This is a genomic window from Pantoea sp. Ep11b, assembly GCF_040783975.1.
GTDB lineage: Bacteria > Pseudomonadota > Gammaproteobacteria > Enterobacterales > Enterobacteriaceae > Pantoea.
Genome location: NZ_CP160631.1, coordinates 2,284,142 through 2,307,675, shown reverse-complemented (window position 1 = coordinate 2,307,675; position 23,534 = coordinate 2,284,142). Strand labels below are relative to the sequence as shown.

Here is a 23,534-nt window from a genome sequence, read left to right as displayed (position 1 = left end):
GTTAGAATTCCCGCAGATCCTGAACCGCATGCTGGGTTTTCATCAGGTTCTTCTCCGCCCGCTTCAGATCTTTCTTGGCGATAGCGACAAACAGCGCATCCAGAATATTCAGCTGGGCGATGCGTGACGCGGCGTTTTCACCCAGCAGATGCGATCCCTGAGAGGTTGAATTGAGGACCACATGGGCGTTCTGCGCGATCGGGGATTCGGCGTAGTTGGTGATGGCGATAACCTTCGCGCCATTCTTTCCCGCCAGCCTGACCGGATCGTTCACCGCACGTGTGGCGCCCGAATGACTGATGGCGATAACCACATCGTCGTCAGATAACACGGCGGCGGACATCAGCATGATATGGGCGTCGTCATAGACGGTCGTTTTGATGCCGATCTTCAGCATCTTGTGCGACAGATCCCGCGCCACAGCGGCAGAACCGCCCACGGCGTAGAGATCGATATGACGCGCTTTAAAGATGATGTCTGCCGCACGATTGAATTCAGAGACATCCAGAATCGATAAGGTCTCTTCGATCGCCTGGATAGAGGTTCTGAACACTTTGGTCAGCAACTGCTCCGACGAATCATCCGGCTCAATTTCCGCATGAAGTCCCGCCACCTCAGACTGGTTGTAGTAAATCAGACCACTTCTGAAATGCCTGAAGCCGGTGAAGTTAAGCTTTTTGGTTATCTTCACAATCATCGCTTCAGAGACATTATTCTCCTGCGCAATCTCCTTTAACGAAGACTGCTCGGTAATGTCGGTGCGGGCCATGATCGCCTCAGCGACCCGCCGTTCTAACGGCGTCAGTTGGGGCAAACGCATGCGAATCTGAGCGCCAATGGCTCGCGGATCTTGCTTCATTACTTGCCTCGGGTCGCCCGGTCAATCAACATCGCTATGATAATAATAAGGCCGGTAGCGAGCAATTGGTAAAAGGCCTGAATGTTCAGTAAGGTCAGACCGTTACGTAATACGCCCAGGATGACCACACCGATCAGCGTGCCGAAGATGCTGCCCTTGCCGCCCATCAGCGAGGCCCCGCCGATGGCCGCCGCCGCGATAGCGTCCAGCTCCCAGAGGTTACCGATGGTCGGCTCCGCCGCGCCGAGACGACCGATCAGGATCAGCGACGCGAGCGATGCCAGCAGACCGGACAGCACATAGACGGTAACCTTGGTCCGCTTCACCGGCACCCCGGCAACCCGCGCCGCCTCTTCGTTGCCGCCGATGGCCAGAATATACTCCCCCAGCGGGGTCTTATTCATCACCGTCCAGAGCAGCAGCGCAATCACTGCCACAATCACAATCGGTGTCGGGATCCCCAGGAGGTCGCTGTTAATCAGGCTGCGAAACGTCAGCGGGATCCCGAAGATGGGATTGCCGCCGGTGTAAATCAGCGCAATGGCCCGGAACAGCGAGAGGCCGCCCAGCGTCACGATAAACGGCTGCAGTCCGGCATAGGCAATCAGCGTGCCGCTGAAGAGTCCGCACAGCGCGCCGACCCCCAGCGTCGCGAGGATCGCCAGCGGCACCGGCACGCCCGACGCCATCAGCGTTGCGCCCAGCACCGCCGAGAGCGCCGCCGCCGGACCGACCGAGAGGTCAATCCCGCCTGAGATGATGACCATCGTCATCCCCAGCGCAATCAGGGCGTTAATGGAGGACTGCTGCAGGATGTTCAGCAGATTGGGCACGGTAAAAAAGACCGGCGACAGAAACGAAAATGTCACCATGATAATAAACAGGCCAATCAGGGTGCCCGCATCGCGCAGATTAAACTTAAGCCGCAGTGCAGGTCGGGTGCCTGGCCCGGTGGAGGTCTGGGTCGTCATAATTATCACCTTAATAAGTGTCAGGACAGCGGTCAGGCGCCTGGATCGATATCTTTAATGGCATAACGGGCGATGTTCTCTTCGGTGATCGCGCTGCCGGTTAACTCTTTGGTTATCCGTCCCTCGCGCATCACCAGCACCCGATCCGAGATGCGGATGATCTCCGTCATCTCCGACGACACCACCACAATCGCTTTGCCCGCCTGGGCCAGTTTTTCAATCAGATGATAGATCTCCGACTTGGCCCCGATGTCGATGCCGCGCGTCGGCTCATCAAACAGGAACACCTCCGCATCCGCGGCTACCCAGCGGCCGATGATCACCTTCTGCTGGTTGCCGCCGCTCAGCGTGCCGATGGGCTTTTCGATGTCGAGCGGCCGCAGGCGCAGATCGCCCATCACCCGCAGCGCCTCGCGGCCCAGCCGGGACTGACTGATGAGACCCGCCGCCGTGAAGCGATGCATCGACGGCAGCGCCATGTTCATCTTCACCGCCCGCTCTTTGATGATGCCCTCTTTTTTACGATCTTCGGGCACCAGGCCGATGCCGGCCTGAATCGCGGCGCGCACGCTGTGATTCCTGACCGCCCTGCCGTTAACGCTCACGGTGCCGCGGGTTCGTCTGTCGATACCGGCGATCAGTTTCAGCAGTTCGGTGCGGCCCGCGCCGACCAGTCCGGCCACGCCCAGCACCTCGCCCGCCCGCACGCTGAAGCTGGCGGAAACCACCTCGCTGCCGCGCGTCAGATCCTCGACCCGCAGCACTTCGCGGTCGCTGACGAACGCCTGATGGTCGAGCTTGTCGATCTTCCGTCCGACCATTCTGGCGACGATGCTCTCCTCATCCTCATCGCTGATGTTGACCACGCCGACCTGCCTGCCGTCACGCATAATGGTGGCGCGGTCGCAGACCCGGAAAATCTCATTCATCTTGTGCGACACGTAGATCAGCGAAACCCCGGTCGCTTTGAGATCGCCGATCAGTTCCGCCAGGCGATCAAACTCGCGCGGCGTCAGGCTGGAGGTCGGTTCGTCCATGGCGATGATGCGGGCGTTATCCAGCAGCGCCCGGGCAATCTCCACGATCTGCTGCTGCGACACCTTGAGGTTTCTGATTGGCGTGTCGGGATCGATGGTCGGATCCAGCGTCTTCAGAATCAGGGTGGCGCGCGCCAGCTGCGCTTTTTTATCGACCCACATCCCCCCGGCGCGGGTCAGCGGTCGGCCCAGAAACATGTTCTGCGCCACAGAAAGCTCAGGCACATGCTGCAGCTCCTGGTGGATCATCGCGATCCCGGCCTGACGGGCGCTGAGCGGCGAGCGGATCTGAACCGGACTGCCGTTGACGCTGATCTCACCGCTGTCCGCACCGCGCACGCCGGAGAGAATATTCAGCAGGGTGGATTTCCCCGCGCCGTTTTCCCCAATCAGCGCATGCACCTCACCGGGCCGCACCGAGAAATCGACATCCTGCAGCGCGGCGGCGTTACCGTAACTTTTGCTGATGCCGCGCATCGTTAAGCGAAACTCTTCCATACCCGCTCCCGCTGACTTACTGCTGCGCCAGCAACTGACGCAGCCGGTTGTTGTCTTTGGTGGAGAACGCATCGACGTTCTCTTTGGTGATCAGCGCCTGCGGTGTGGATACCACGCGCGACAGCTTCTGACCGTTGATCAGACGGATCATCACGTCCATCGCCACTTCGCCGGTCAGCACCGGGAAACTGTCCACCGTGCCGGTGAGTTCACCGCGCTTGATGGAGGCGTAGGCATCGGAGATGCCGTCAGTGCCGAAGATGGCAACCTGTGACGCTTTGTTCTGTGCGCGCACCGCTTCCACCACGCCCAGTGCCATGGTGTCGTTGTTGGCGTAGAAGCCGATCAGGTCGGGATGCTGCTGAAGAATGGTCGAGGCGGCGTTAAAGGCCTGCTCGCGGCTCCAGTTGGCTGGCACGCTGGCAACAATCGTGAACTTACCGGCCGTCGCCAGCGTCTCTTTGAAGCCACGGGTACGCTGTCCGGCGGCATAAACGCCCGGCTGCCCCTCAATTACCGCCACCTTGCCACCCTGCGGATGGTGCTGGATAAACCACTTCGCCACCCGCACGCCGTTATCTTTCTGAACGTTACCCACGTAGTAACGCGCATTCGGCATCACCGCATCATTCACGTTCACCACCGGGATCTTTTTGCTGCTGGCACTCTCCAGCGCAGGCTCCAGGTTGATGTCGGTCTGAGGCGACACCAGCAGGCCGTTGAAGCCCTGCGAGATCAGCGTTTCGGCAATCGACAGCTGGCCAAGCTGGTCATCTTCATTGGCCGCCGCCTGATAGGCCACGGTGAAGCCATACTTCTTCGCGACGTTCTGGTAGCCCTCGCCGAGCGAACGCCAGTATTCATTGGTCAGGGTCTTGGAGACGCCGCCAATCTTCAGCGATTTATCGACTTTCGGCAGTGCGCCATATTTGCTGTCGAGCTGGGTCCAGTCGGTGCGATCCGGTTCGGTGTCGGACTGCAGCGGTGCCAGCTCGGCCGCATAGACGGTGCTGCAGAGCAGTGAGGAGGCGATAACAGCGAGCAGGAGTTTTTTCATTTTTATATTCTCAGCATGTTGGGTAGGGTTTTTTATGTTATCGGCTGGATCAGCCGTTATCGCGCCAGCAGAATGTCATTGACGATCTGCTGGGAGGCGACCGCATCCTGGCGCTCAATGGCCGCCAGTAATGCCGTGTTGCCGTGCAGCTGATCGCACAGCCGCAGCAGCCGGGTCACGGTCGCGATGTTGCTTTCTGCTTCCCGGATGGGGTCCAGCCCGCTGGCGTCCGGGAAGGTGTCGAAGTAGTAGGCCCCACGATAGCCGTCACGCTGCATCTGCCAGAGAAACTCCAGCGTGGCGCGCGGGTTGACGGAGCCGACCATCAGGCCGTCGTCGCGCTTGCCCCAGCCATCGTTCAGGTCCAGCCCCAGCAGCCGTGAACGCCGTGCCACCATCGCGGCGGCATAGGCCGGCACCTCGTTGGCAAACAGTACGTGCGCAAAGTCGAGCGTGATCCCCAGGTTGGGGCAGCCCGCCTCTTCCACCGCCAGCAGGCAGGTGGTGGCGTTAGGAAAGATGCTATAGGCGCGCGGCTCGTTGGGTTTGTATTCGATGCTGACATCGACATCCGGCGCATACTCCGCCACTTCCCGCACGGCGCTGACCGCATCCTCCCAGATCTTCTTATAGTCCGCCTGGAAGCAGTAGTCGAAACCATCCTGCCCCATCCACAGCGTCATCAGCCGTGAACCGAACTCCCGACCCGCATCGATGCCGCGTTTGGTCAGCTCGATCGCCTCGCGACGCACTTTTGCATCCGGATGGGTAAAGGCACCGATTTTGAACTGCGGGGCGTCCCAGCGCATCTGCATGCCGTTGACGGCCAGGCCTGCATCCTCAATCGCCTGACGCAGCGTGGGAATGTCGCTGGTGAGGTGCTGCGGAAAATTGAGATCGAGATGCGTTAAACCCTTTACCTTACCGGCACGGGCCACCATCTGCAGGACAGAGGGCTTGCCCTGCTGATCGGGCCAGTAGAGGTGCGCGCCCGAGGCGAATGAGTTGAGACGGGTTGCAAATTTCAGTTCCGACATAGGGGTCAATCCTTCAGAGAGCGTATTGTGAAGTACTTTTCATATTCACAGTTAATTGTGAAGTTATGTATTAATCTACGCCTCGCGACTGAATGCGCAAGCCTGCCGGGCGGAGCAAATCACCAAACTGCGAGAGCTGTCACGAAATAGTTTCAGGGCGTGATTAAGCCAGCCGCGCGGCAGACTGGAGAGATCGGTTGTGAATACAGCAGGTTGCGGCAGAAAAGCGGAGGGAAGAGAGGCTGGCGGCGATGACGAAAAAAGCTGAGCGCCGGGCGGCGCTCAGCGGATCAGGATTATTTCAGCCGGAAAGCGACCACGCTGTCGCCTGCCGTGGTGCCCAGTGAGCCGTGACCGCCTGCGGCAATCACCACATACTGTTTGCCATCTTTACCCATAAAGGTGGAGGGCGTGGCCTGAGCACCGGCGCTCAGCTCGGTCTGCCACAGCAGTTCGCCGGTGGTGCTGTCGTAAGCACGGAAATAGTTATCTGCCGTTGCACCGTGGAACACCAGATCACCGGCCGTCAGCAGCGGGCCGCCGTGCGCGACCATTCCCATCGGGAAGCCGAGCGGGAAACGGCCAGGCAGGAAGCTGGTCTTCAGGTTGCGGGTCGTCCCCACGCGGCGCAGCCATCTGGTTTTGCCGGTCGTCAGATCCACACCGACCATCCGGCCCCACGGTGGCGCGATGCAGGGGATCCCCAGGCCCGACGCCATCTGCTGGATGTGGATCGCATACTCACCGTGGAAGTTTTCGTTCCAGTACGGCGTGCCATCTTTGGTGAAGGTGCGCTGGGTTTCGGTTTCCGGGGTGCGTTTGATCAGGTTGTACTTGTAAGCCAGGCGCACCGGCGCGGCAATCAGCATCTGACGCTGCGGATCGACCGCCACCGAACCCCAGTTAAAGACACCGATATTGCCCGGGAAGATCAGCGAGCCGGCTTCCGTTGGCGGCGTCCACGGGTTACCGTCATAGCGCAGTTTGCGGAAGGTGGTGCGACAGGCCATCTGATCAAATGGCGTGATGCCCCACATGGATTTCTCCGTCAGCGGCGCCGGAATAAAGTTCAGGCTGGAGACCGGCTGGGTCGGCGCATACTGCTCGCCTTTGATGCCATCCACGGAAACCTTGACCTGCTCTACCGGGTAGACCGGCTGCCCGGTCAGGCGGTTCAGCACAAAGAGGTTGCCGGTTTTAGTCGGCAGGATCACCACCGGTTGCGGCGTGCCCTGGTAGCTGATATCCACCAGCGACGGCTGTGACGGGTTGTCACGGTCCCAGAGGTCGTGGTTCGAACTCTGATAACGCCACCTGAATGCACCGGTTTTCAGATCCAGCGCCACCAGCGCATCACGGAATTTTTCGGTATTGCTGGCAGGGTCACGATCAAAACCCACCTCATCCGGCGACGCATTCCCAAAGGGCACATAAACCAGACCATTCTTCAGGTCGGCGCTCAGGGTTGCCCAGGCGACCGGGGTATCCTGTGGATAGGTCGCGCCCTGGGCGATCGGGGCGCTATTTTCCGGGTTAGCCGGATCAAAGTTCCAGACCAGACGCCCGCTGACGGCATCATAGGCGCGGATGACGCCCGACGGGTTGCCGCTGTGGAAGCCGTTATCCATCACCGAGCCGCCGACGATCACCAGATTACCGGCCACCAGCGGCGCGGCGGTCTGCATCAGCGCGTGCGGGCGCAACTCGCCCATGCCAGCGCGCAGGTTGACCACACCCTTGTCACCGAAGTCCGCACAGGGTTTACCGGTGTCTGCATCCAGCGCCAGCAGGCGGGCATCGGTGGTGGCGTTGAAGATACGCCTGCGGCAGAGCGCCGGCGCGGCATCTGACTGTGTCTGCGCCTCTCCGGCGTCGTAGTAGCTCACGCCACGGCAGGTCTGGTGCTGCTGCAGATAGGAGCGGTTTTTATCCGGCGCGGTTTTCCACTTCACCGCCCCGGTTTCCGGGTCAAGCGCGTGGACTTCGTTGTGCGGCGTACAGAAGTAGAGCATGCCGTTGGCTTTCAGCGGCGTCGCTTCGAAGGTGTATTCGGTGGCATCGTCATCCTGGCGCAGATCGCCGGTGTGGTAGGTCCAGGCCACCTCAAGATCTTTTACGTTATCACGGGTGATCTGCTTCAGCGCCGAGAAGCGCTGCCCGTCGGTGGTTCCGCCATAGGCGCGCCACTCGTCAGCAGCGCCGCCGGTGGCGGCACTCTGGCGCGGCGTGGTAATAGTGCCCTGCTGCGGCAGCGGATCGTAAAAGCAAAGGCCGATAACCAGCAGCACCATCAGCCCGACCGTTCCGCCAAGCAGAGGATGAAAGCGTCGCTGCCCCTGATAGAGCGGACGCACCACCCACGGCAGAGCCAGCCAGAGACCCAGCAGACCAAACAGATCGCCACGCGGGATCCACTGCCATTTATCGAAGCCCACTTCCCGGATAATCCAGAACAGGGTTATCCACATCAGCAGCGCATAGAGCGTCAGCGCACTGCGTCTGTTCAGCAGCAGCAGAATCGCGCTGAGCAGGACCCCCACGCCCATGGCGGCGTAAAACGCGCTGCCGCCGGCTGACAGCAGTTCTTCCCCCATGTATATCAGGGCAATAGCAAATATCACCATGATTACACTGGTTAATTTATTTATCATGATCCTTCCTCGGGTCATTCACGCTAAGCACAAAATTAATTTGCATACAAAATTTCAACGAGATCTTAACTTATGTATCAAATATGTAAAAACATGCCGAAGTGTAAATGGTTAGAAATATTTATTATAAATCCGCCCCTCTGGCGGGTTGCGGCGGGGTTTTTTCACGCCTGAAGGGCTTAAATCGCGATATTCATCACAATAAATTAACCATAGGCGGCGCATAACCGCATCTTTTGTTCATCGGCGATGAAATATCAGACAAGCTGCGCTTCAGTAACCCGCGCTTAAGTCCGCGCGCAGAGCGGGAATAAGTGTCAAATAATCGTAATGTTTTGTTTATTCTGTCGGGCTGAAACTCTTATTGCTGAAAGCGGCAAAAGAAAAAAGACGCTGGTATTGACGACGAAACTCTCAGGCCCGGTGCGGTGTCAATCCTTTTTCCCTTATTAAAAATGGCAGTTGACTTTGCGCTTTCTGAATTTATTTAACGTTATTTCCCGCAGGGAATAGATTAATAACGCGTGAGCTTCATCCACTGAAAACGATTTAAGATATTCCGCAGCGGGACGCGGCATTTATCTGTGTTATCGTCCATTCCTATTTTAATTATTTATCCGGCCGTCAGGCGGGATTTTCTCTGGCAGCAATACAGCAGGCAGGTAAACTTATGTCCGCACTTCATGCGATATATCGCAAGTTCCGCTTTCCGTTTAAGTTCATTCATGCCGCTATTCGCTATCCTGCGGCGCAGTCCCGTGTTAAACGTTATTCCGTGATGTCGATTGAGGAAACTATCGATCGGTTATTACGCGATCCCACGTTATCGCTGGCCCGATATGGCGACGGCGAACTGGAAATGACACGCTATAAAAATATCGGTTTCCAGCCCTTTAATCCGGAACTGTCAGAGCGGCTGAAAGCGGTGCTGCAGCAGGGTGCCACGGCCAGCCCGAACTGCCTGATCTGTCTGCCGGATGCCTTCCGCACTACCCGTAATATGCGCAATGGTTCGGCCCTGTTCTGGTTCTTTCATAAATCTTTTTACTTTACTCATTATGAGTCTCTGCTGAATAAACAGTACCACTATGGAAATACGTCTGTTACGCGCCCTTATCACGATTATAAAGGCAAAGAACTTTCCGGCAGAATATTTGACAAGTTTAAACTGCTTTACCGCAACCGGCGGGTATTAATTGTAGAAGGGAGTGGAACCCGACTCGGATTAGGCAACGATTTACTGGACGGTGCCAGCGAGGTGAAAAGAATTACGACGCTGAACCGTAATGCCTTTTCCGTTTATGACGCGCTGTTTCATGCTGTACTTACTCATGCCGTTAATTTCGATCTGGTCCTGATTTCATTAGGGCCGACCGCCACGGTGCTGGCGCATGATTTAAGTCAGCACGGGATACGCTGTATTGATAGCGGCCACGTCGATATTGAATATGAGTGGATGCTGGCCAGTGCCACCCACAAAATAAAGGTGGAAGGCAAAAACGTTAATGAAGCGGGCGTCCTGTTAGGCGAACAGAGCTGCGTGGCGGATGTCACCTATCAGCAGCAGATCCTGCAGCATGTGGACGATGCCTCTGCGTCCTCCGTGCCAGCGCCTGAGGTGTCAGCGGAGGTGGCGATCGTTCCCCTGCCGCATCCTGGCCGCACCCAGCATCACGCCGCCTGAGGATCACCACCAGCAGGCAGAGCCTGCACCGCATTGATGCGCAGGCAAATAATTAGCGGGATCAGCGCCCGCCGTGACGCGCGAGCCAGGCGGCCCGCCACCCCGCCAGCCGGGCCTCTTCTGGCAACAGCACCGTTCCGGCACTGAATTTGCTTTAACTCTCCTGACCCCTTTTATCAGGAGATGTGAAATGAAACCGAGCCGTTACCGTTACACCCTGTTTTCACTGCTGTTCCTGATCGCGCTGATCAACTACATCGATCGCGGCGCCCTCTCCTTTGCTGCTAATGCGATTGCGGCAGAGTATCACTTCAGTAAAGTCCAGCTCGGCGCCGTGCTGGGCTATTTCGGCTTTGGTTATCTGCTGGGTTCGCTGTGCGGCGGCTTTCTTGCCGACCGCATCGGCACCAAAAAGGTCTGGCTGCTGGCGGGCGTGCTCTGGTCGCTGCTGGAGATCGCCACCGCCTGGGCCGGTGAGCTGGGCATGGCGCTGTTTGGCGGATCGGCCATTATGGGCTTTGCGGCGCTGCGCATCCTGTTTGGTTTTGCCGAAGGTCCCGCCTATGCGCTGATGAACAAGACCATTGCGCACTGGGCACCGGACAACGAGCGCGGGTTCGCGCTGGGGATCGGCCTGCTCTCAACTCAGGTTGGCGCACTGCTGACCGCCCCGATCGCGGTGGGTCTGCTGCTGCTGACCCACGACTGGCGCATGATGTTTATCCTGCTGGGGATCTTCTCCCTGCTGGCGATGCTGCTGTTTGCCCGCACCTTCAGCGACAGCCCGGACCGGAGCCGCTTCACCAACGCCGCCGAGCGCGCGCTGATCCGGGACGGTCAGCGTCGCAGCGCGGGCGACAGCGTGCCTCTGCCCTGGTGGCGCTTCTTTACCAGCCGGACGCTGGTCTGCAACGCGCTGGGCTATTTCTCCTTCCTCTACATCACCTTCACGCTGGTGACCTGGATGCCGAAGTACCTGCAGGATAATTTCCATTACGACCTGCACTCGCTATGGTACGTGGCGATGATCCCCTGGAGCGGCGCCTGCATCACGGTGCTGCTGGGCGGCCGTATCGCCGATACCCTGCTGGCCCGGTTCCGTAATCTGCGACTGGCGCGCAATCTGTTCGCTGCCGTCACGCTGTGTGGCACCGCCTGCTGCTTTATGGCCATTCCCTGGATGGGATCTGCCGCCGGGATCATCGCCCTGATGACGCTGGGTAATGCGCTGAATGCGCTGGTAAACAATGTCTACTGGTCGGTGGTGATCGATGTGACCCCTAAAGCCTCAGTTGGCACCTACAGCGGCATGACGCTGGCGATTGCCAACCTGGCCGCGATCATCTCGCCAATGCTCTGCGGCTGGCTGGCGGAATATCACGGCTATAACGCCATGTTTACGGTGACGGCGCTCATCGCGTTTGGCAGCATGCTGGCGATGACGCTGCTGCAGCCGGAAAAGCCATTGGTGGCCGAAACGCAGCCCGCCACGGCGGAGGTGACGACCGCCTGAACGCGTCTGCTGAGCGTTATCGTGAGAAACCTGAGCCGCCCACCGGGCGGCTTTTTGCGCTACAGGGCGCGGCTGTTCTGTTCGGGTCTGCCCCGGCGATCCCAGCGGCTGGCAACGAACCATAACAGCGCCGTCACCAGCCAGCCCACGATCCATGAGACATCGTTTCCGGCAAAAATCCAGGTCAGCGAGCCATGATGCAGCGGATTATCGATAAAGGGTAACTGCACCATCATCCCCAGAACGTAGACGGCGATGCCCGCGACGTTCCAGCGGCCATAGCGGCCGTCGGGATCGGCCAGCGCCGGAACGTCCACCCGCCCGCGGGTGATCAGATAGAAATCGGTCAGGCTGATGGCGCTCCACGGCACAAAAAAGGCCAGCAGGAACAGCAGGAAGTGGGTAAAGGATTTCAGGAAGGCCGGTTCACTGAGCAGGGCTATCAGGCAGGCCACGGAGACCATGAGGATGACAAACAGAATGCGCCCGCCCTGGCTCAGCGTCGTCTGCCGGCGAAAGCCGGAGACGATGGTGGTCAGGGACATAAAACTTCCGTAGGCGTTGAGCGTGGTAAAGGTAATCTTCCCGAAGCAGATGGCAAAGTAGATCACCATCGCCATGCCTGCGGTACTGCCCAGACCAACGATGTAACCCACCTCATTACCGGCGAAGGCACTTCCGGCCAGCGCGGCGGCAATCACCCCCAGCGTCATCGAGGCCTGGGTGCCGAGTACGGTTCCGGCAAACACCGAACCGAACAGTTTCTTCGCGGAGACGTCTGCAGGCAGATAGCGCGAGTAGTCGGAAACATAGGGGCAAAAGGCGATCTGCCAGGATGACGAGAGCGACACCGCCAGCAGGAAATTTGCCGGGGTAAAGTGGCGATTCTGCCAGACGGCCGCCAGGTCGTGCGTGGCAAAGAGCGTGATAAAGAGATACGCGAAGGCCAGCACGCCAATCACGCTCGCCAGCTTGCCCAGCTGATGGATCACGCGATATCCCATCACCGCAATCACCACGATCAGGGCGCTGAACACGATCATCCCGGTGGCATTGCTGACAGAGATCAGTTTCGCCAGCGCCTGTCCGGCCAGTACCGTGCCGCTGGCGGAGAATCCCACATACATGATGCAGACCAGCACCAGGGGGATGACCGCACCGTAAACGCCGAACTGCATGCGGCTGGTTATCATCTGGGGTAAGCCCAGGCGCGGGCCCTGCAGCGCATGCAAAGACATGATCGCGGCGCCGATCATCTGCCCCACCAGTAAGCCGACAAGCGACCAGACAACATCGCCGCCCAGTACGACAGCCAGCGCCCCGGTAACAATGGCGGTGATTTGCAGGTTGCCACCAAACCAGAGCGTGAACTGGCTGAAGGGATGCCCATGACGTTCGCGCAGCGGAATGTAATCGATGGAGCGGGTTTCTGACAGGCGCGGTTGTGCCGCGTCCGGATACGCTGTAGCAGATGATTTGACCGACATAGATCCCTCGCTGATGCAGTGAGTCAGAGAAAACGAACAGGGCCGGATGACCGGTTGAGATGACATGTCTATACAATCAGGGAGAGTGTCACGCGCGGCAGGAAGTTACAAGACAGGCGGTCATTGGAAAATGTGATGACACCGACAGACCGGCACGCACGATCGGCAATGCGGGCGGCCGGGTCTTTTCCGCAGGGTAAAGGGCGGCGTCAGAACGCCAGGGGTTATCCCTTCGCCACCACCCGCTGACGATGGCAGTCGGCGGGTTCGAGCTTCTGACCCTGCGCCGAGTAAACCTCCAGACGCGGCAGCGGCCTGCCTTCCGCATTATCCAGCAGCACCGAGTGGGTCTCGCCCTGCTCAAACAGATAGCGCTCACCCCACTGCCGCATCGCCACCACCACCGGAAAGAGCGCACGGCCTCTTTCGGTCAGGAGATACTCGCGGTAGGCGCTGCCATCGGAAGCGGGCGCAATTTCCAGCACGCCGATCCCGACCAGCTGCTTCAGTCGCGACGCCAGAATATTTTTCGCCAGTCCCAGGTTGCGCTGGAAATCACCAAACCGGCGGACGTCATCAAAGGCTTCACGCACGATCATCATGCACCAGCGCTCACCTATCGACTCCAGGGTGCGGGCAACCGGACACTCGCTGGTTCTCAGGGATTCCTGCTTCGCCATCTCTTCTCTCACTTTCTCCGTTAACCGTGCCAGCTTAGCCCCTCCGAAAAGAAGTTGCAAAAAAAAACCATCCCGGTTAATGATATGGCCAATCCAGTTTCAAATAAAAACCCGAAGGCCAGACGATGATCTCAACGACCTCCAGGCGCGGGGATGCCGGACCACCGGCCCCCGCAACGCCGGTGCTTTCACCCCGGATGATTTTTCTCTTCTCGCTTACTGCGGCGCTGGCGGTCGCCAACGTGTACTCGGCGCAGCCGTTGCTGGCGTCCATCGCCGTCAGCCTGCGGATCCCGTCCGGCATCGCTGGCGCGGTGGTGACGGCCACGCAGATCGGTTATGCCCTGGGGTTGCTCCTTCTGGTGCCGCTGGGTGACTGCGTGAACCGCAAAAAACTGGTGGTTGCCCAGCTGCTGCTTTCCGCGCTGGCGCTGACCGCAGCGGCCTGCGCCTCCGGCCTGTTCACGCTGCTCGCAGCGATGCTGCTGGTGGGGTTAATGGCGGTGGTCACGCAACTGATGGTCGCCTGGGCCGCGATGCTGGCGTCACCGGCGCAGCGTGGCCAGGTGGTCGGCAGCGTCACCAGCGGGATCGTCATCGGGATCCTGCTGGCGCGGTTTGTTTCGGGGGCAATCGCGGATCTGGCAGGCTGGCGCGCGGTCTACTTTACGGCCGCCTGTCTGTTACTGCTGATCGCCGGGGTCCTGGCGAAGGTGCTGCCCGCCTCCGCCGGTCAGGCGCAGCGACCGGCCTGGCCGCAGCGCCTGCTGTCGGTTCTCCTGCTTTTTCGCACAGAACCCCGCCTGCGCAGCCGGGGGATCCTCGCTCTGCTGATCTTTGCCGCCTTCAGCATGCTCTGGTCTTCCATGGCGCTGCCGCTGACAACGATGGCGCTGTCGCAGACTCAGATCGGCCTGTTTGGCCTGGCAGGGCTGGCCGGTGCGCTGGCGGCCGCCAGCGCAGGCGCCTGGGCTGACCAGGGACGGGGCCAGCGCGCCACCGGCTTTGCACTGGCGCTGCTGACCTTCGCCTGGCTGCCCGTTGCCGCGCTGCCGCATTCGCTGCTGCTGATGGTGGTCGGGGTGATCCTGCTCGACTTCGCGATCCAGACGGTTCATGTCATCAACCAGAGCCTGATCGTGGCGGCCCGGCCGGATGCGGCGAGCCGGCTGGTCGGTGCCTACATGTGCTTTTACTCCCTCGGCAGTGCGCTGGGCGCCTTTGCCGCCACCCAGCTGTTTGCACACTGCGGATGGTATGGTGTCTGCGCTGGCGGGGCCGCCGTCAGTGCTGCCGCCTTTCTCTACTGGTCAGGAACCCGTCACGCATGAAACTCTCTCATCTGCTGCTCGCCGTGCTCATCACGGCCATCTGGGGCGTGAACTTCTCGGTGATTAAGCTGGGGCTGCACGCGGTCGATCCCTTTCTGCTGGCTGGGATCCGCTTCACGCTCTGCGCTCTGCCCGCGATACTCTTTATCAAAAAACCGGACGTGCCGTGGCGCTACCTGATCGGCTATGGGCTGGTGTTCGGGATCGGCCTCTGGGGGCTGGTGAACCTGGGGATTCAGGCCGGGCTGTCGGCGGGCATCGCTTCACTGCTGTTGCAGTTCAGTGCCTTCTTTACCCTGCTGCTCGGCAGCCTGGTTTTTCGCGAGCGACTGAGCCGCTATCAGATCGCCGGTGGGCTCATCGCCTGCGCCGGACTGCTGTCGATATTTTTCATCACCGATGGCTCGGTGACGATCTCCGGCGTGCTGCTGGTGCTGGCGGGAGCGATAGCCTGGAGCGCGGCCAACATCATCAGCAAGAGAGCCGGCACCCGGCAGGTGTTTGCGTTTCTGGTCTGGTCATCCGCCTTTGCGCCCCTGCCGCTCTTTCTGCTGGATGGAGTGGTCAACGGCATGGCGGGCTATCGGGCGCTGTACAGCCACGCCGACAGCCTTGCCCTGCTCTCTATTCTGTTCCAGGCCTATCCCAATACCCTGCTGGGCTACTGGGTGTGGAACGGCTTGCTGAAGCGCTACCCGGTCTCCACGGTTGCGCCCCTGTCGCTGCTGGTGCCCGTTTTTGGCATTCTGGGTTCGGTGGCGATCTTTGGCGAAACGCTTTCCACGCAGAAAATCGCTGCACTGTTGCTGATCGTGACCGGACTGGCCGTGGGGCTCTATGGGCCGCGACTGGCGCGCCGCATCGGCCTGCGCGTCTGATGACGCCTCAGGGGCTATACCGCGTGCCGCTGGCAGAACGCCTCAATGTCGCCGTGCTGAAAGTCGGCCAGGTTTGCCATCAGCTTCTCCAGCGGCCAGTTCCACCAGGCGATACGCTGCAGACGGGCGGCAATGGCGGGCGAAAACCGCATCCGCAGCGGCCGGGCCGGGACGCCGCCCACCACGCTGTAGGGCGCGACGTCGCGGGTCACCACCGCGCCCGCGGCCAGCACCGCCCCATCACCGACGGTGACGCCAGGCAGCACGATCACGCCATGCCCGATCCAGACGTCATGACCGATGATCACCCGATCGGCCCGGCGGGCCGCAAAGAAGGGCCGATCGCGGCGGGCGTCGGGATGGTAATACTCCGGGCAGTAGGTGAAGCGATGCTGAGAGGCGCGATCCATCGGATGGTTCGGCGCGCCAAGGCGCACCTGGTTGGCGATAGCGCAGAAGCGCCCTACCTGGGTGTCGGCCAGGCAGCAGTGCTCGCCGACATAGGAGAAGTCGCCCAGCTCGCTGTATTCCAGCAGGCTGTGCGCCAGGATTTCACACTGCTGACCCACGGTGGTTTCCCGCATCCGCACACTCTCGTCGATCCTGGTGTGGGCTAAGGGGGCAGGCATAACGGCAACAATGGACATAGCATTCCCAATCCGGATAAGCACATCCCCTGCGACGTGCTTTTGCCGCACCACCTTATCCGCTTCTGATGACAGAGAATTGACAAAGAAAAAAGGCGGAGTGGTTAGCTCCGCCTTGTTTCAAGTTCCGGTTAACCTGCCTGACCGGTCAGTTGCATAAGGGCAACGATGATCTGCAAGATGACCCGGATCAGATCCAGAATCAGCTTAGTCAGTTCCATCACTTTCCTTCTCCTTTTTCAGGAGCGCGCTTTTCGGCAACCAGGGCTTTGACTCTACCCGCCGGGCGCCTGAGCACATCTTGTGGAGAGGGCTGAGCGGCACTCATGGTTAAAGCCACAGGCCAGCACCACCTGATGCCTGCCGGGATTTTAAAAAACCTGCCCCTGGGAGCGGCCAGTCGACCACGAGGCGATACCCAACGCCCAACACCTGTATAAACATACAGCATTATGGCGAAACTTGAAATCCTTAGCCGCACATTTTACAATCTCTTTTGTGGAGAGTGCTGAGCACCTCGTCTGCAGCGCGGTTACCAGCCGGGCTGGCGGACAAAAAAATAAAGGATTTGGCAACGCGCCAAATCCTTTTTTTATGCCTGCTTTTCAGCTCTCCGGGCAGAGGCTAGTTGGCGGCGCTGATACGCCACACGGTATTGCCCGCATCGTCTGCGATCAGGACCCCGCCCTGTTTATCGCTGGCCAGGCCGACCGGCAGGCCCCGCACCTGTTTTTCGTCATCCGTCAGGAAGCCAGAGACCACCGTCTGCGGCTCACCCACCGGCTTACCGTTTTCAAATTTCACCCAGATAACCTTGTAGCCATTCAGCGGCGTACGGTTCCAGCTGCCATGCTCGCTGATAAACGCGCCGCCTTTGTACTGCGGCATGTTATCCGCCCCATAGAACAGCAGACCCAGCGGCGCAACGTGCGAACTCAGCGCATAGTCAGGCTTGATCGCTTTTTCCACCAGATCGGGACGCTGCGGTTCCGCGCGGGTATCGACATGCTGACCAAAGTAGCTGTAGGGCCAGCCGTAGAAGCCTTTCTCCTCTACCGAGGTCATATAGTCGGGCACCAGGTCGGAGCCGATCTCATCGCGCTCGTTGACCACCGCCCAGAGCTTACCGCTCTGCGGTTCCCACTGTAAGCCGGTAGGATTGCGCAACCCGCTGGCGTAGATCCGGCTGGCGCCGCTGGCCGCGTCTACTTCCAGCACCGCAGCACGGCGATACTCTGCGCCGATGCCGTTCTCGGTCACGTTACTGTTGGAACCGACCCCGACATAGAGCTTGCTGCCATCGGGGCTGGCTAGCAGCGCCTTGGTCCAGTGGTGGTTAATGGGCCCGCCCGGCAGTTCCGTCACCTCTTCCGGCGCGGTGCGGATCTCTGTGTCGCCTTCGCGATAGGGGAATTTCACCAGGCTGTCAGCATTCGCCACATAGAGCGTGTTGCCAATCAGCTGCATCCCGAACGGCGAGTGGAGATTCTCAATAAAGCGATGCTGTTCCCATTTGCCGTCCACGTTGCGCAGCAGCGTGATGCGGTTACCGCCCGCGCCGCCCTTGCCGGAGGCTTTCTGCACGATCCCCATGATCAGCTGTTTCGGCCGGGTAGTCGGCTTGGGCGGGCCATTCGATTCCGCCACCAGCACATCATTATTTGGCAGCACGTAAACCTGACGCGGATGCTGCAGATTCTCTGCGATCTTCTCGATTTTCAGCCCCTGCGCCACTTTCGGCATTTCGCCCGCTTTCCAGGGTGTGCCTTCCGGCACCTGCATCGGCGGCATAAAGAAATTGCGCGCCTGCGGCAGTTCGGGATTGGCACCCGTCTGTTTCTGTGGATCGACCTGCGCGCCCTGATCGCAGCCTGCCAGCAGGGCCGTCACAGACAGCGCCAGCAGCGTTTTATGCGTTCTTTTCATGATGGCTCCTCCTTAAGCGCTACGGTGGCGTAACGCAAGTTGCACATTCGCCAGCAGCAGCAGCGCCACCACCAGCGTCGAAAGCGTAACGCCCAGCGGAATGACCGCGGCCGCATCACGGCTATGAATAAACGCATTGACGATGGCGATGACAATCGCGACCAGCCAGAGCCAGAAATGGCCCTTTTCTGCGCTGTCGCTGCCGCGAAACAGATAGACCAGGGCGATGATGCGCGGCACGATAGCCAGTATCAGCCCCAGCGCAATCAGCCAGCCTGCGGCATCGGTCCAGAACAGCACAAAGGTCTGCATGTAGAGAATATCGAACAGCCAGGCCGCGACAAAAAAGCCCAGCGGCACCGGCTCCAGCAGAGCGTAAAGCGTCACGGCAAACGCCGATCTTCCCAGGGTATTGCGCATGTTTCTCTCCATTTTTTACGTGAATGCGGACCAGGTCAGACGTCGCGCTGCTGACAGCAACCGACCCCGCGCCTTTAAAAGATTAGTAAATCTGAAGAGAAACAGAGGGTTTATTCAGGAGGAATTGCAAAACAGGCGGATGACGTCCCTGTCATCCCGCGCTGTCAGGACTTGTCGGCGGGCAGCGTGACCCAGTATCCTGGCTGATAAGGCAGCGGCAGGAACTTCTCGTGAAACTCACGGAAGGTGGCATCCGGATCGAGATCGGCAAACAGATCGGGATGGAGCCACTTCGCCAGCGCCTGGATCGCGACAAACTGATAAGGGCTGTCGTAGAACTGGTGCCAGATGGCATGGACATGGCCGTTATGCGCCACCGGCAGGGTTTTGAACGCATCGCGCGTCATCAGTGCTTTAAGACGCGCCGTGGCTTCGGTGACATTCGCCCCCGGGCCGACGCCGACCCATTTGCCCACGGTATTGTAGTTCTTCCAGTTCGCACCGGTCACGACCACCACATCCGGCTGGCTGGCGATGATCTGCTCCGGGTTCAGGGTGCCGAAGGTGCCTGGGATCACGCCTTTCGCAATGTTACGCCCGCCTGCTATCTCCACCATCTGCCCGAAGTTCTCACTGCCAAAGGACATGCAGCACTCATCGCTGTAGCCGCCCGCACGATCAATCATCACTTTCGGGCGATAGCCGGTGAAGTTTTTCAGTCGTGAAGTGACCCGCTCGATCTGCTGCTGGCGGAAGGTGATGATCTCCTGGGCACGCGCTGGCTTATTCACCAGTTCGCCCATAATGCGGATGCTTTTCTCTGCGTTCACAAACGGGGCTTCGCGGAAGTCGATGAATACCACCGGCACGCCTACGGCCTGCAGTTTTTCAATCAGCTTGCCCTCATCCGTGGCGGCCTTTGACTCCAGGTTCATCAGCACCAGATCGGGCTTCAGGGTTAACGCCTGCTCAACGTTGAAGGTGCCATCTTTTGCGCCGCCAAAGGTCGGTAATTTTTTAATTTGCGGATAGCGTTTTTCATAGGCCTGATAACCATCCCAGTCCGCTTTCGGCAGGTCGTCACGCCAGCCGATCACCCGGCTGAACGGCGCGTCTGTATCAAATGCAGCCAGCAGATAGATTTGACGGCCCTCACCCAGAATGATGCGTTTTGCTTCCTGTGGCACGTCAACCTGACGGCCTGCGACGTCAGTGATTACTTTGGCCGAAGCCGTCCCTGCCAGCGCGAGCATCCCCAACGCTAAAAACCATTTTTTCATCGTCAAACCCACATAAATGATAATGAGAATTATTAATGTAAAGCGGCGTTACTATTACCTAAAATGGCAGTCAGGGGAAGTCATTCGGTGAAATGTTTTTCACGGCTCCGGCGGGAAGCAGACGGGCGGGTTATGGCCGGTAAAGAGGTGATGACAGGCGGAAAGAGAGTAAAAGGCCGGTCGCACCGGCCTCCGCTCGGGGCCGTCGTCAGTGCGTCAGCTGACGCACAAAGGCGATGATCTCCTGATTTTTCCCCTGCTCAGACAGGCACTGCTGAAAACGCGGGCCGCTGACGGCGGTTCGCACCAGCTCAGGATCGAGGGCGCGCAGGGTGTCGAGATAGTTCTCTTTCAGCATGGCGGCTTTGACCTGGTTCAGCAGACCGGCATTACGCACCTGCGGCTCTTTGCGCTCTGGCGGATAGCCGTGTCCTTTTTCCCCAGTGAAGGCTTTTTCAAAAATAAAGCGCAGGTTAAGTTCTGCGCCCCAGCCAAAGCCTTTGGCGAAAGGCAGAGAGAGCGCGTTACCGTTGTTGATTTGCGCAAACAGGTACGCATCCGCCGGATCGATGCAGTAGCCGCACACCACGCCCGGATGAAGGTTCAGCGACATCAGCGCACCCTGTCCGGTCCCGCACCCTGCGACCACAAAATCCACGGCCTGACTGTTCAGCAGCACGCTGGCCTGAATGCCAAGATGAATATAGGTGAGCGCGTGATCCTGCTCGTCGCTCATCCCGACGTTGAAGACCTGATGGCCCAGCGGCTGTGCGACGCCTTCCAGCTCTTTCAGCACAATGGCATTTTTAGCGGCCTGGCTGTTTTCCATCATTAATGCGATTTTCATGATCTGCCCTCATAAATTAATTGAAACACCGTTTCATTTTAATGAAAAGTGAGTAAAGTGCATGGACTAATTGGGCTGCGGGCTGTGAGTGCCATCACAAATTGGCGACCGCACGTCGGGTCATCAACGGAGGTTAACCATGTTTATCTTTCATAACGCGCAGCCAGTCGAGGACCTCGGCCAGGGGGTAACGCGCCGGATACTGGCGCACGGCGGCAGCCTGATGGCGGTCGAAGTCACCTTTGAAACCGGGGCGATCGGACCGCTGCATCATCATCCTCATGAGCAGCTGACTTACGTACTGCGCGGTCGCTTCGCCTTCACTATTGATGGCGAAACGCGTGAAGTCGGCGCCGGAGACACGCTCTATAAGGCGCCGGATGTGGTGCATGGCTGTGTCTGTCTGGAAGCGGGCGTGCTGCTGGATACCTTCACACCGCAGCGGGAAGCGTTCCTGTCCGCAAAATAGGAGGGGCGGCTCATCGGGCCGCCGTTTTCCTCTCCCGCCAGCATCTGCTTTTTCCCGCCGCCTCGTCTGACCGGACTGCAAAAAATTTTATGAATGGCGCCTCCACGCTAACTGAATGATAAGCAGGGATTTACCTCCAGCCCGCGCTGCGCTTCGCGTCAGCCCGAAAATCAGTCCGGCACATTTCTGTACAAATCCGGGATCGTTGTATAAGTTTAATAGCAACACCAGTACGTTTTTTAACCCAGAAAAGGATAAAAATATGCCAATGCAGAACACCCTTACCTTGCCGGCGAATCACATCGTCCCGGTGAAAAATGAGTTCGGCTCCTCCTTCGCGGCGTCTGAGCAGGAGAAACTGAATTTTCTGATCGAAGAGTTACTGGAAGCGGGTAAGGAAAAAAGCTGCATGGAGCTGCTGCGCTATCTGGCCTCTGCGGACAGCGCCGAAGAAGAAGCCTGCTGCCGGGAACTGCTGACGATGCTGATGGCAAAAAAATGAGTGCTTTCTCTCTGTGGCAGCAGTGTACCGCCCCGATGTCTTTATGGATTCTCGCTCTTCACGTCTGAACCCTCTGCTGTTCAGACGTGTCACTCTCCTTATCCTGCCTGTGAAGTAACCCCGGCTCTGAAACCACGCGTTTTCGGTTATCCTGACTTTGTGCGCCGGAGAGCGGTAGCAGCGGATCGATCCGCCGATCAGCTTCCCTTCTGTGCGTAACACGCTTATGAATTCTGTCACATTTCCGCAAACTCACATCAGCACGGTTCACAAACAGGAGGCAGACGGCCTCTGTTTCAACCTGCTGAATCCTAAACCTTTTCGGTAGTACCGCCCGGCAATCATGCGTCAGGCTCATCAATCTATGCGCTTTTTGCACTTATTTAGCTGCGGACGCTGATCCACTCTTCTGCAACAGGCGCGGCTAAAAGCGTCATACCTTACTGGAGTTACTGATGCAGACGACCTCACCCATGACCCACCGCGCCAGGATTGGCGCTATTTTCCGTGTAACCTCGGGCAATTTTCTCGAACAGTTCGATTTCTTCCTGTTCGGTTTCTATGCCACCTATATCGCACATACCTTCTTCCCGGCCAGCAGTGAGTTCGCGTCACTGATGATGACCTTTGCCGTGTTCGGGGCGGGCTTCCTGATGCGGCCGATTGGCGCCGTGGTGCTGGGGGCCTATATCGATAAAGTCGGCCGTCGCAAGGGGCTGATTGTCACGCTCTCTATTATGGCGGCGGGCACCTTTATGATCGTGCTGATCCCCTCTTACCAGAGCATCGGCCTGTGGGCTCCGCTGCTGGTGCTGATCGGCCGTTTACTGCAGGGCTTCTCTGCCGGTGCAGAGCTGGGCGGCGTATCCGTCTATCTGGCCGAGATCGCCACGCCCGGCCGGAAGGGCTTTTACACCAGCTGGCAGTCGGGCAGTCAGCAGGTCGCGATCATGGTGGCAGCGGCGATGGGCTTTATCCTCAACGTCGTGCTGGCAGAAAGTGCCATCCGCGAATGGGGCTGGCGTATTCCGTTCCTGTTTGGCTGCCTGATCGTGCCCTTTATTTTTGTACTGCGTCGCAAGCTGGAAGAGACCCAGGAGTTTAACAATCGCCGCAGCCATCCTGAGGTGCGTCAGGTCTTCCGCATCCTGCTGAACAACTGGCAGGTGGTAATTGCCGGGATGCTGATGGTGGCGATGACCACCACCGCGTTCTATCTGATTACGGTGTACGCCCCTACCTTTGGTAAGAAGGTGCTGCTGCTCAGTGCCTCTGACAGCCTGCTGGTCACGCTGCTGGTGGCAATCTCGAACTTTATCTGGCTGCCGATTGGTGGTGCACTCTCCGACCGTTTTGGCCGTAAACCGGTTCTGGTCGCTATGACCCTGCTGGCGATGGCGACCAGCTATCCGGCGCTGAGCCTGCTGGCGGCAGCACCGGGCTTCTCGATGATGCTGGGCGTGCTGCTGTGGCTGTCGATGATCTACGGTCTCTACAACGGCGCGATGATCCCGGCGCTGACCGAAATCATGCCGGCGGAAGTGCGTGTTGCCGGATTCTCGCTGGCCTACAGTCTGGCAACGGCACTGTTTGGCGGCTTTACGCCGGTAATGTCGACCGGACTGATTGAGCTGACCGGCGACAAAGCCTCGCCGGGCTACTGGATGAGCTTCGCGGCTGTCTGTGCGCTGGGGGCCACACTCTATCTCTATCGTCGTACCCGCAGTGTCGTATCACCTGCCCATGAAACGGTTAGCTAA

The 23,534-nt window shown here is 59.0% G+C and carries 20 protein-coding genes; 7 read left to right on the top strand and 13 right to left on the bottom strand.

What is annotated here, in order from left to right; translation table 11 throughout:
• Position 1: 1 nt before the first annotated feature.
• From AB1748_RS10945 to AB1748_RS10920, 6 genes are all read right to left on the bottom strand, one after another.
• A complete protein-coding gene (locus AB1748_RS10945) occupies positions 2-859 on the bottom strand; it encodes a MurR/RpiR family transcriptional regulator (protein WP_111140371.1) in 858 nt (285 codons plus the stop codon).
• A complete protein-coding gene (locus AB1748_RS10940) occupies positions 859-1,830 on the bottom strand; it encodes an ABC transporter permease (RefSeq protein ID WP_111140370.1) in 972 nt (323 codons plus the stop codon). The genes AB1748_RS10945 and AB1748_RS10940 overlap by 1 nt, the downstream gene beginning before the upstream one ends.
• Positions 1,831-1,862: 32 nt before the next feature.
• Entirely contained in the window at positions 1,863-3,365 is a 1,503-nt protein-coding gene (locus AB1748_RS10935; RefSeq protein ID WP_111140369.1) for a sugar ABC transporter ATP-binding protein, read from the bottom strand.
• 16 nt (positions 3,366-3,381) lie between these two features.
• A complete protein-coding gene (locus tag AB1748_RS10930; protein WP_111140368.1) occupies positions 3,382-4,422 on the bottom strand; it encodes a substrate-binding domain-containing protein in 1,041 nt (346 codons plus the stop codon).
• 56 nt (positions 4,423-4,478) lie between these two features.
• A complete protein-coding gene (locus AB1748_RS10925; RefSeq protein ID WP_111140367.1) occupies positions 4,479-5,459 on the bottom strand; it encodes a TIM barrel protein in 981 nt (326 codons plus the stop codon).
• Positions 5,460-5,755: 296 nt separating this feature from the next.
• Positions 5,756-8,110: a membrane-bound PQQ-dependent dehydrogenase, glucose/quinate/shikimate family gene (locus tag AB1748_RS10920; RefSeq protein ID WP_367395486.1), complete on the bottom strand. Its 2,355-nt coding sequence runs from the start codon at positions 8,108-8,110 to the stop codon at positions 5,756-5,758.
• Positions 8,111-8,780: 670 nt separating this feature from the next.
• Here AB1748_RS10920 and AB1748_RS10915 point away from each other — a divergent pair.
• Positions 8,781-9,794, top strand: a complete 1,014-nt coding sequence (locus tag AB1748_RS10915) for a GT-D fold domain-containing glycosyltransferase (protein ID WP_293770016.1) — start codon at positions 8,781-8,783, stop codon at positions 9,792-9,794.
• 190 nt (positions 9,795-9,984) lie between these two features.
• Positions 9,985-11,307 (top strand): MFS transporter, encoded by a 1,323-nt coding sequence (locus AB1748_RS10910; RefSeq protein WP_293770014.1) that lies wholly within the window; start codon positions 9,985-9,987, stop codon positions 11,305-11,307.
• Positions 11,308-11,366: 59 nt separating this feature from the next.
• Here AB1748_RS10910 and AB1748_RS10905 read toward each other — a convergent pair whose 3' ends face one another.
• Both AB1748_RS10905 and AB1748_RS10900 read right to left on the bottom strand, forming a co-directional pair.
• Positions 11,367-12,794, bottom strand: a complete 1,428-nt coding sequence (locus AB1748_RS10905; protein WP_367395485.1) for a cytosine permease — start codon at positions 12,792-12,794, stop codon at positions 11,367-11,369.
• Positions 12,795-13,018: 224 nt separating this feature from the next.
• Entirely contained in the window at positions 13,019-13,474 is a 456-nt protein-coding gene (locus tag AB1748_RS10900) for a helix-turn-helix domain-containing protein (protein ID WP_111140362.1), read from the bottom strand.
• A 125-nt stretch (positions 13,475-13,599) separates the two neighbouring features.
• Here AB1748_RS10900 and AB1748_RS10895 point away from each other — a divergent pair, with 125 nt between their 5' ends.
• Entirely contained in the window at positions 13,600-14,805 is a 1,206-nt protein-coding gene (locus AB1748_RS10895) for an MFS transporter (RefSeq protein ID WP_367395484.1), read from the top strand.
• Positions 14,802-15,683, top strand: a complete 882-nt coding sequence (locus AB1748_RS10890) for an EamA family transporter (RefSeq protein WP_111140360.1) — start codon at positions 14,802-14,804, stop codon at positions 15,681-15,683. The genes AB1748_RS10895 and AB1748_RS10890 overlap by 4 nt, the downstream gene beginning before the upstream one ends.
• 14 nt (positions 15,684-15,697) lie before the next feature.
• Here the strand turns inward: AB1748_RS10890 and AB1748_RS10885 are convergent, their stop codons facing one another.
• The 5 genes from AB1748_RS10885 to AB1748_RS10865 all read right to left on the bottom strand — a co-directional run bounded on the left by AB1748_RS10885 (position 15,698) and on the right by AB1748_RS10865 (position 20,803).
• Entirely contained in the window at positions 15,698-16,330 is a 633-nt protein-coding gene (locus tag AB1748_RS10885) for a DapH/DapD/GlmU-related protein (RefSeq protein WP_111140359.1), read from the bottom strand.
• 624 nt (positions 16,331-16,954) lie between these two features.
• Positions 16,955-18,256 (bottom strand): sorbosone dehydrogenase family protein, encoded by a 1,302-nt coding sequence (locus tag AB1748_RS10880; protein ID WP_111140358.1) that lies wholly within the window; start codon positions 18,254-18,256, stop codon positions 16,955-16,957.
• Positions 18,257-18,268: 12 nt separating this feature from the next.
• Positions 18,269-18,676, bottom strand: a complete 408-nt coding sequence (locus AB1748_RS10875; RefSeq protein ID WP_111140357.1) for a DUF2231 domain-containing protein — start codon at positions 18,674-18,676, stop codon at positions 18,269-18,271.
• A gap of 164 nt (positions 18,677-18,840) precedes the next feature.
• Positions 18,841-19,956, bottom strand: a complete 1,116-nt coding sequence (locus tag AB1748_RS10870; RefSeq protein WP_111140356.1) for an ABC transporter substrate-binding protein — start codon at positions 19,954-19,956, stop codon at positions 18,841-18,843.
• Between the two features lie 208 nt (positions 19,957-20,164).
• Positions 20,165-20,803 carry an RpiB/LacA/LacB family sugar-phosphate isomerase gene (locus AB1748_RS10865; protein WP_111140355.1) on the bottom strand — a complete coding sequence of 213 codons (639 nt, stop codon included), beginning with the start codon at positions 20,801-20,803 and terminating at the stop codon, positions 20,165-20,167.
• 139 nt (positions 20,804-20,942) lie between these two features.
• Between AB1748_RS10865 and AB1748_RS10860 the strand changes: the two genes are divergently transcribed.
• The 3 genes from AB1748_RS10860 to AB1748_RS10850 all read left to right on the top strand — a co-directional run bounded on the left by AB1748_RS10860 (position 20,943) and on the right by AB1748_RS10850 (position 23,534).
• Complete coding sequence (locus AB1748_RS10860; protein WP_293770001.1) at positions 20,943-21,272, top strand: cupin domain-containing protein; 330 nt, start codon at positions 20,943-20,945, stop codon at positions 21,270-21,272.
• A 268-nt stretch (positions 21,273-21,540) separates the two neighbouring features.
• Complete coding sequence (locus AB1748_RS10855; RefSeq protein WP_367395483.1) at positions 21,541-21,774, top strand: hypothetical protein; 234 nt, start codon at positions 21,541-21,543, stop codon at positions 21,772-21,774.
• A gap of 452 nt (positions 21,775-22,226) precedes the next feature.
• Positions 22,227-23,534, top strand: coding sequence for an MFS transporter (locus AB1748_RS10850; RefSeq protein ID WP_367396342.1), 1,308 nt, complete (start codon positions 22,227-22,229; stop codon positions 23,532-23,534).

What these genes read in the sequence shown, in the direction of transcription:
- AB1748_RS10945 (WP_111140371.1), bottom strand. Translation starts at nt 859, where the DNA reads ATGAAGCAAGATCCGCGAGCCATTGGCGCTCAGATTCGCATGCGTTTG.
- AB1748_RS10940 (WP_111140370.1), bottom strand. Translation starts at nt 1,830, where the DNA reads ATGACGACCCAGACCTCCACCGGGCCAGGCACCCGACCTGCACTGCGG.
- AB1748_RS10935 (WP_111140369.1), bottom strand. Translation starts at nt 3,365, where the DNA reads ATGGAAGAGTTTCGCTTAACGATGCGCGGCATCAGCAAAAGTTACGGT.
- AB1748_RS10930 (WP_111140368.1), bottom strand. Translation starts at nt 4,422, where the DNA reads ATGAAAAAACTCCTGCTCGCTGTTATCGCCTCCTCACTGCTCTGCAGC.
- AB1748_RS10925 (WP_111140367.1), bottom strand. Translation starts at nt 5,459, where the DNA reads ATGTCGGAACTGAAATTTGCAACCCGTCTCAACTCATTCGCCTCGGGC.
- AB1748_RS10920 (WP_367395486.1), bottom strand. Translation starts at nt 8,110, where the DNA reads ATGATAAATAAATTAACCAGTGTAATCATGGTGATATTTGCTATTGCC.
- AB1748_RS10915 (WP_293770016.1), top strand. Translation starts at nt 8,781, where the DNA reads ATGTCCGCACTTCATGCGATATATCGCAAGTTCCGCTTTCCGTTTAAG.
- AB1748_RS10910 (WP_293770014.1), top strand. Translation starts at nt 9,985, where the DNA reads ATGAAACCGAGCCGTTACCGTTACACCCTGTTTTCACTGCTGTTCCTG.
- AB1748_RS10905 (WP_367395485.1), bottom strand. Translation starts at nt 12,794, where the DNA reads ATGTCGGTCAAATCATCTGCTACAGCGTATCCGGACGCGGCACAACCG.
- AB1748_RS10900 (WP_111140362.1), bottom strand. Translation starts at nt 13,474, where the DNA reads ATGGCGAAGCAGGAATCCCTGAGAACCAGCGAGTGTCCGGTTGCCCGC.
- AB1748_RS10895 (WP_367395484.1), top strand. Translation starts at nt 13,600, where the DNA reads ATGATCTCAACGACCTCCAGGCGCGGGGATGCCGGACCACCGGCCCCC.
- AB1748_RS10890 (WP_111140360.1), top strand. Translation starts at nt 14,802, where the DNA reads ATGAAACTCTCTCATCTGCTGCTCGCCGTGCTCATCACGGCCATCTGG.
- AB1748_RS10885 (WP_111140359.1), bottom strand. Translation starts at nt 16,330, where the DNA reads ATGTCCATTGTTGCCGTTATGCCTGCCCCCTTAGCCCACACCAGGATC.
- AB1748_RS10880 (WP_111140358.1), bottom strand. Translation starts at nt 18,256, where the DNA reads ATGAAAAGAACGCATAAAACGCTGCTGGCGCTGTCTGTGACGGCCCTG.
- AB1748_RS10875 (WP_111140357.1), bottom strand. Translation starts at nt 18,676, where the DNA reads ATGCGCAATACCCTGGGAAGATCGGCGTTTGCCGTGACGCTTTACGCT.
- AB1748_RS10870 (WP_111140356.1), bottom strand. Translation starts at nt 19,956, where the DNA reads ATGAAAAAATGGTTTTTAGCGTTGGGGATGCTCGCGCTGGCAGGGACG.
- AB1748_RS10865 (WP_111140355.1), bottom strand. Translation starts at nt 20,803, where the DNA reads ATGAAAATCGCATTAATGATGGAAAACAGCCAGGCCGCTAAAAATGCC.
- AB1748_RS10860 (WP_293770001.1), top strand. Translation starts at nt 20,943, where the DNA reads ATGTTTATCTTTCATAACGCGCAGCCAGTCGAGGACCTCGGCCAGGGG.
- AB1748_RS10855 (WP_367395483.1), top strand. Translation starts at nt 21,541, where the DNA reads ATGCAGAACACCCTTACCTTGCCGGCGAATCACATCGTCCCGGTGAAA.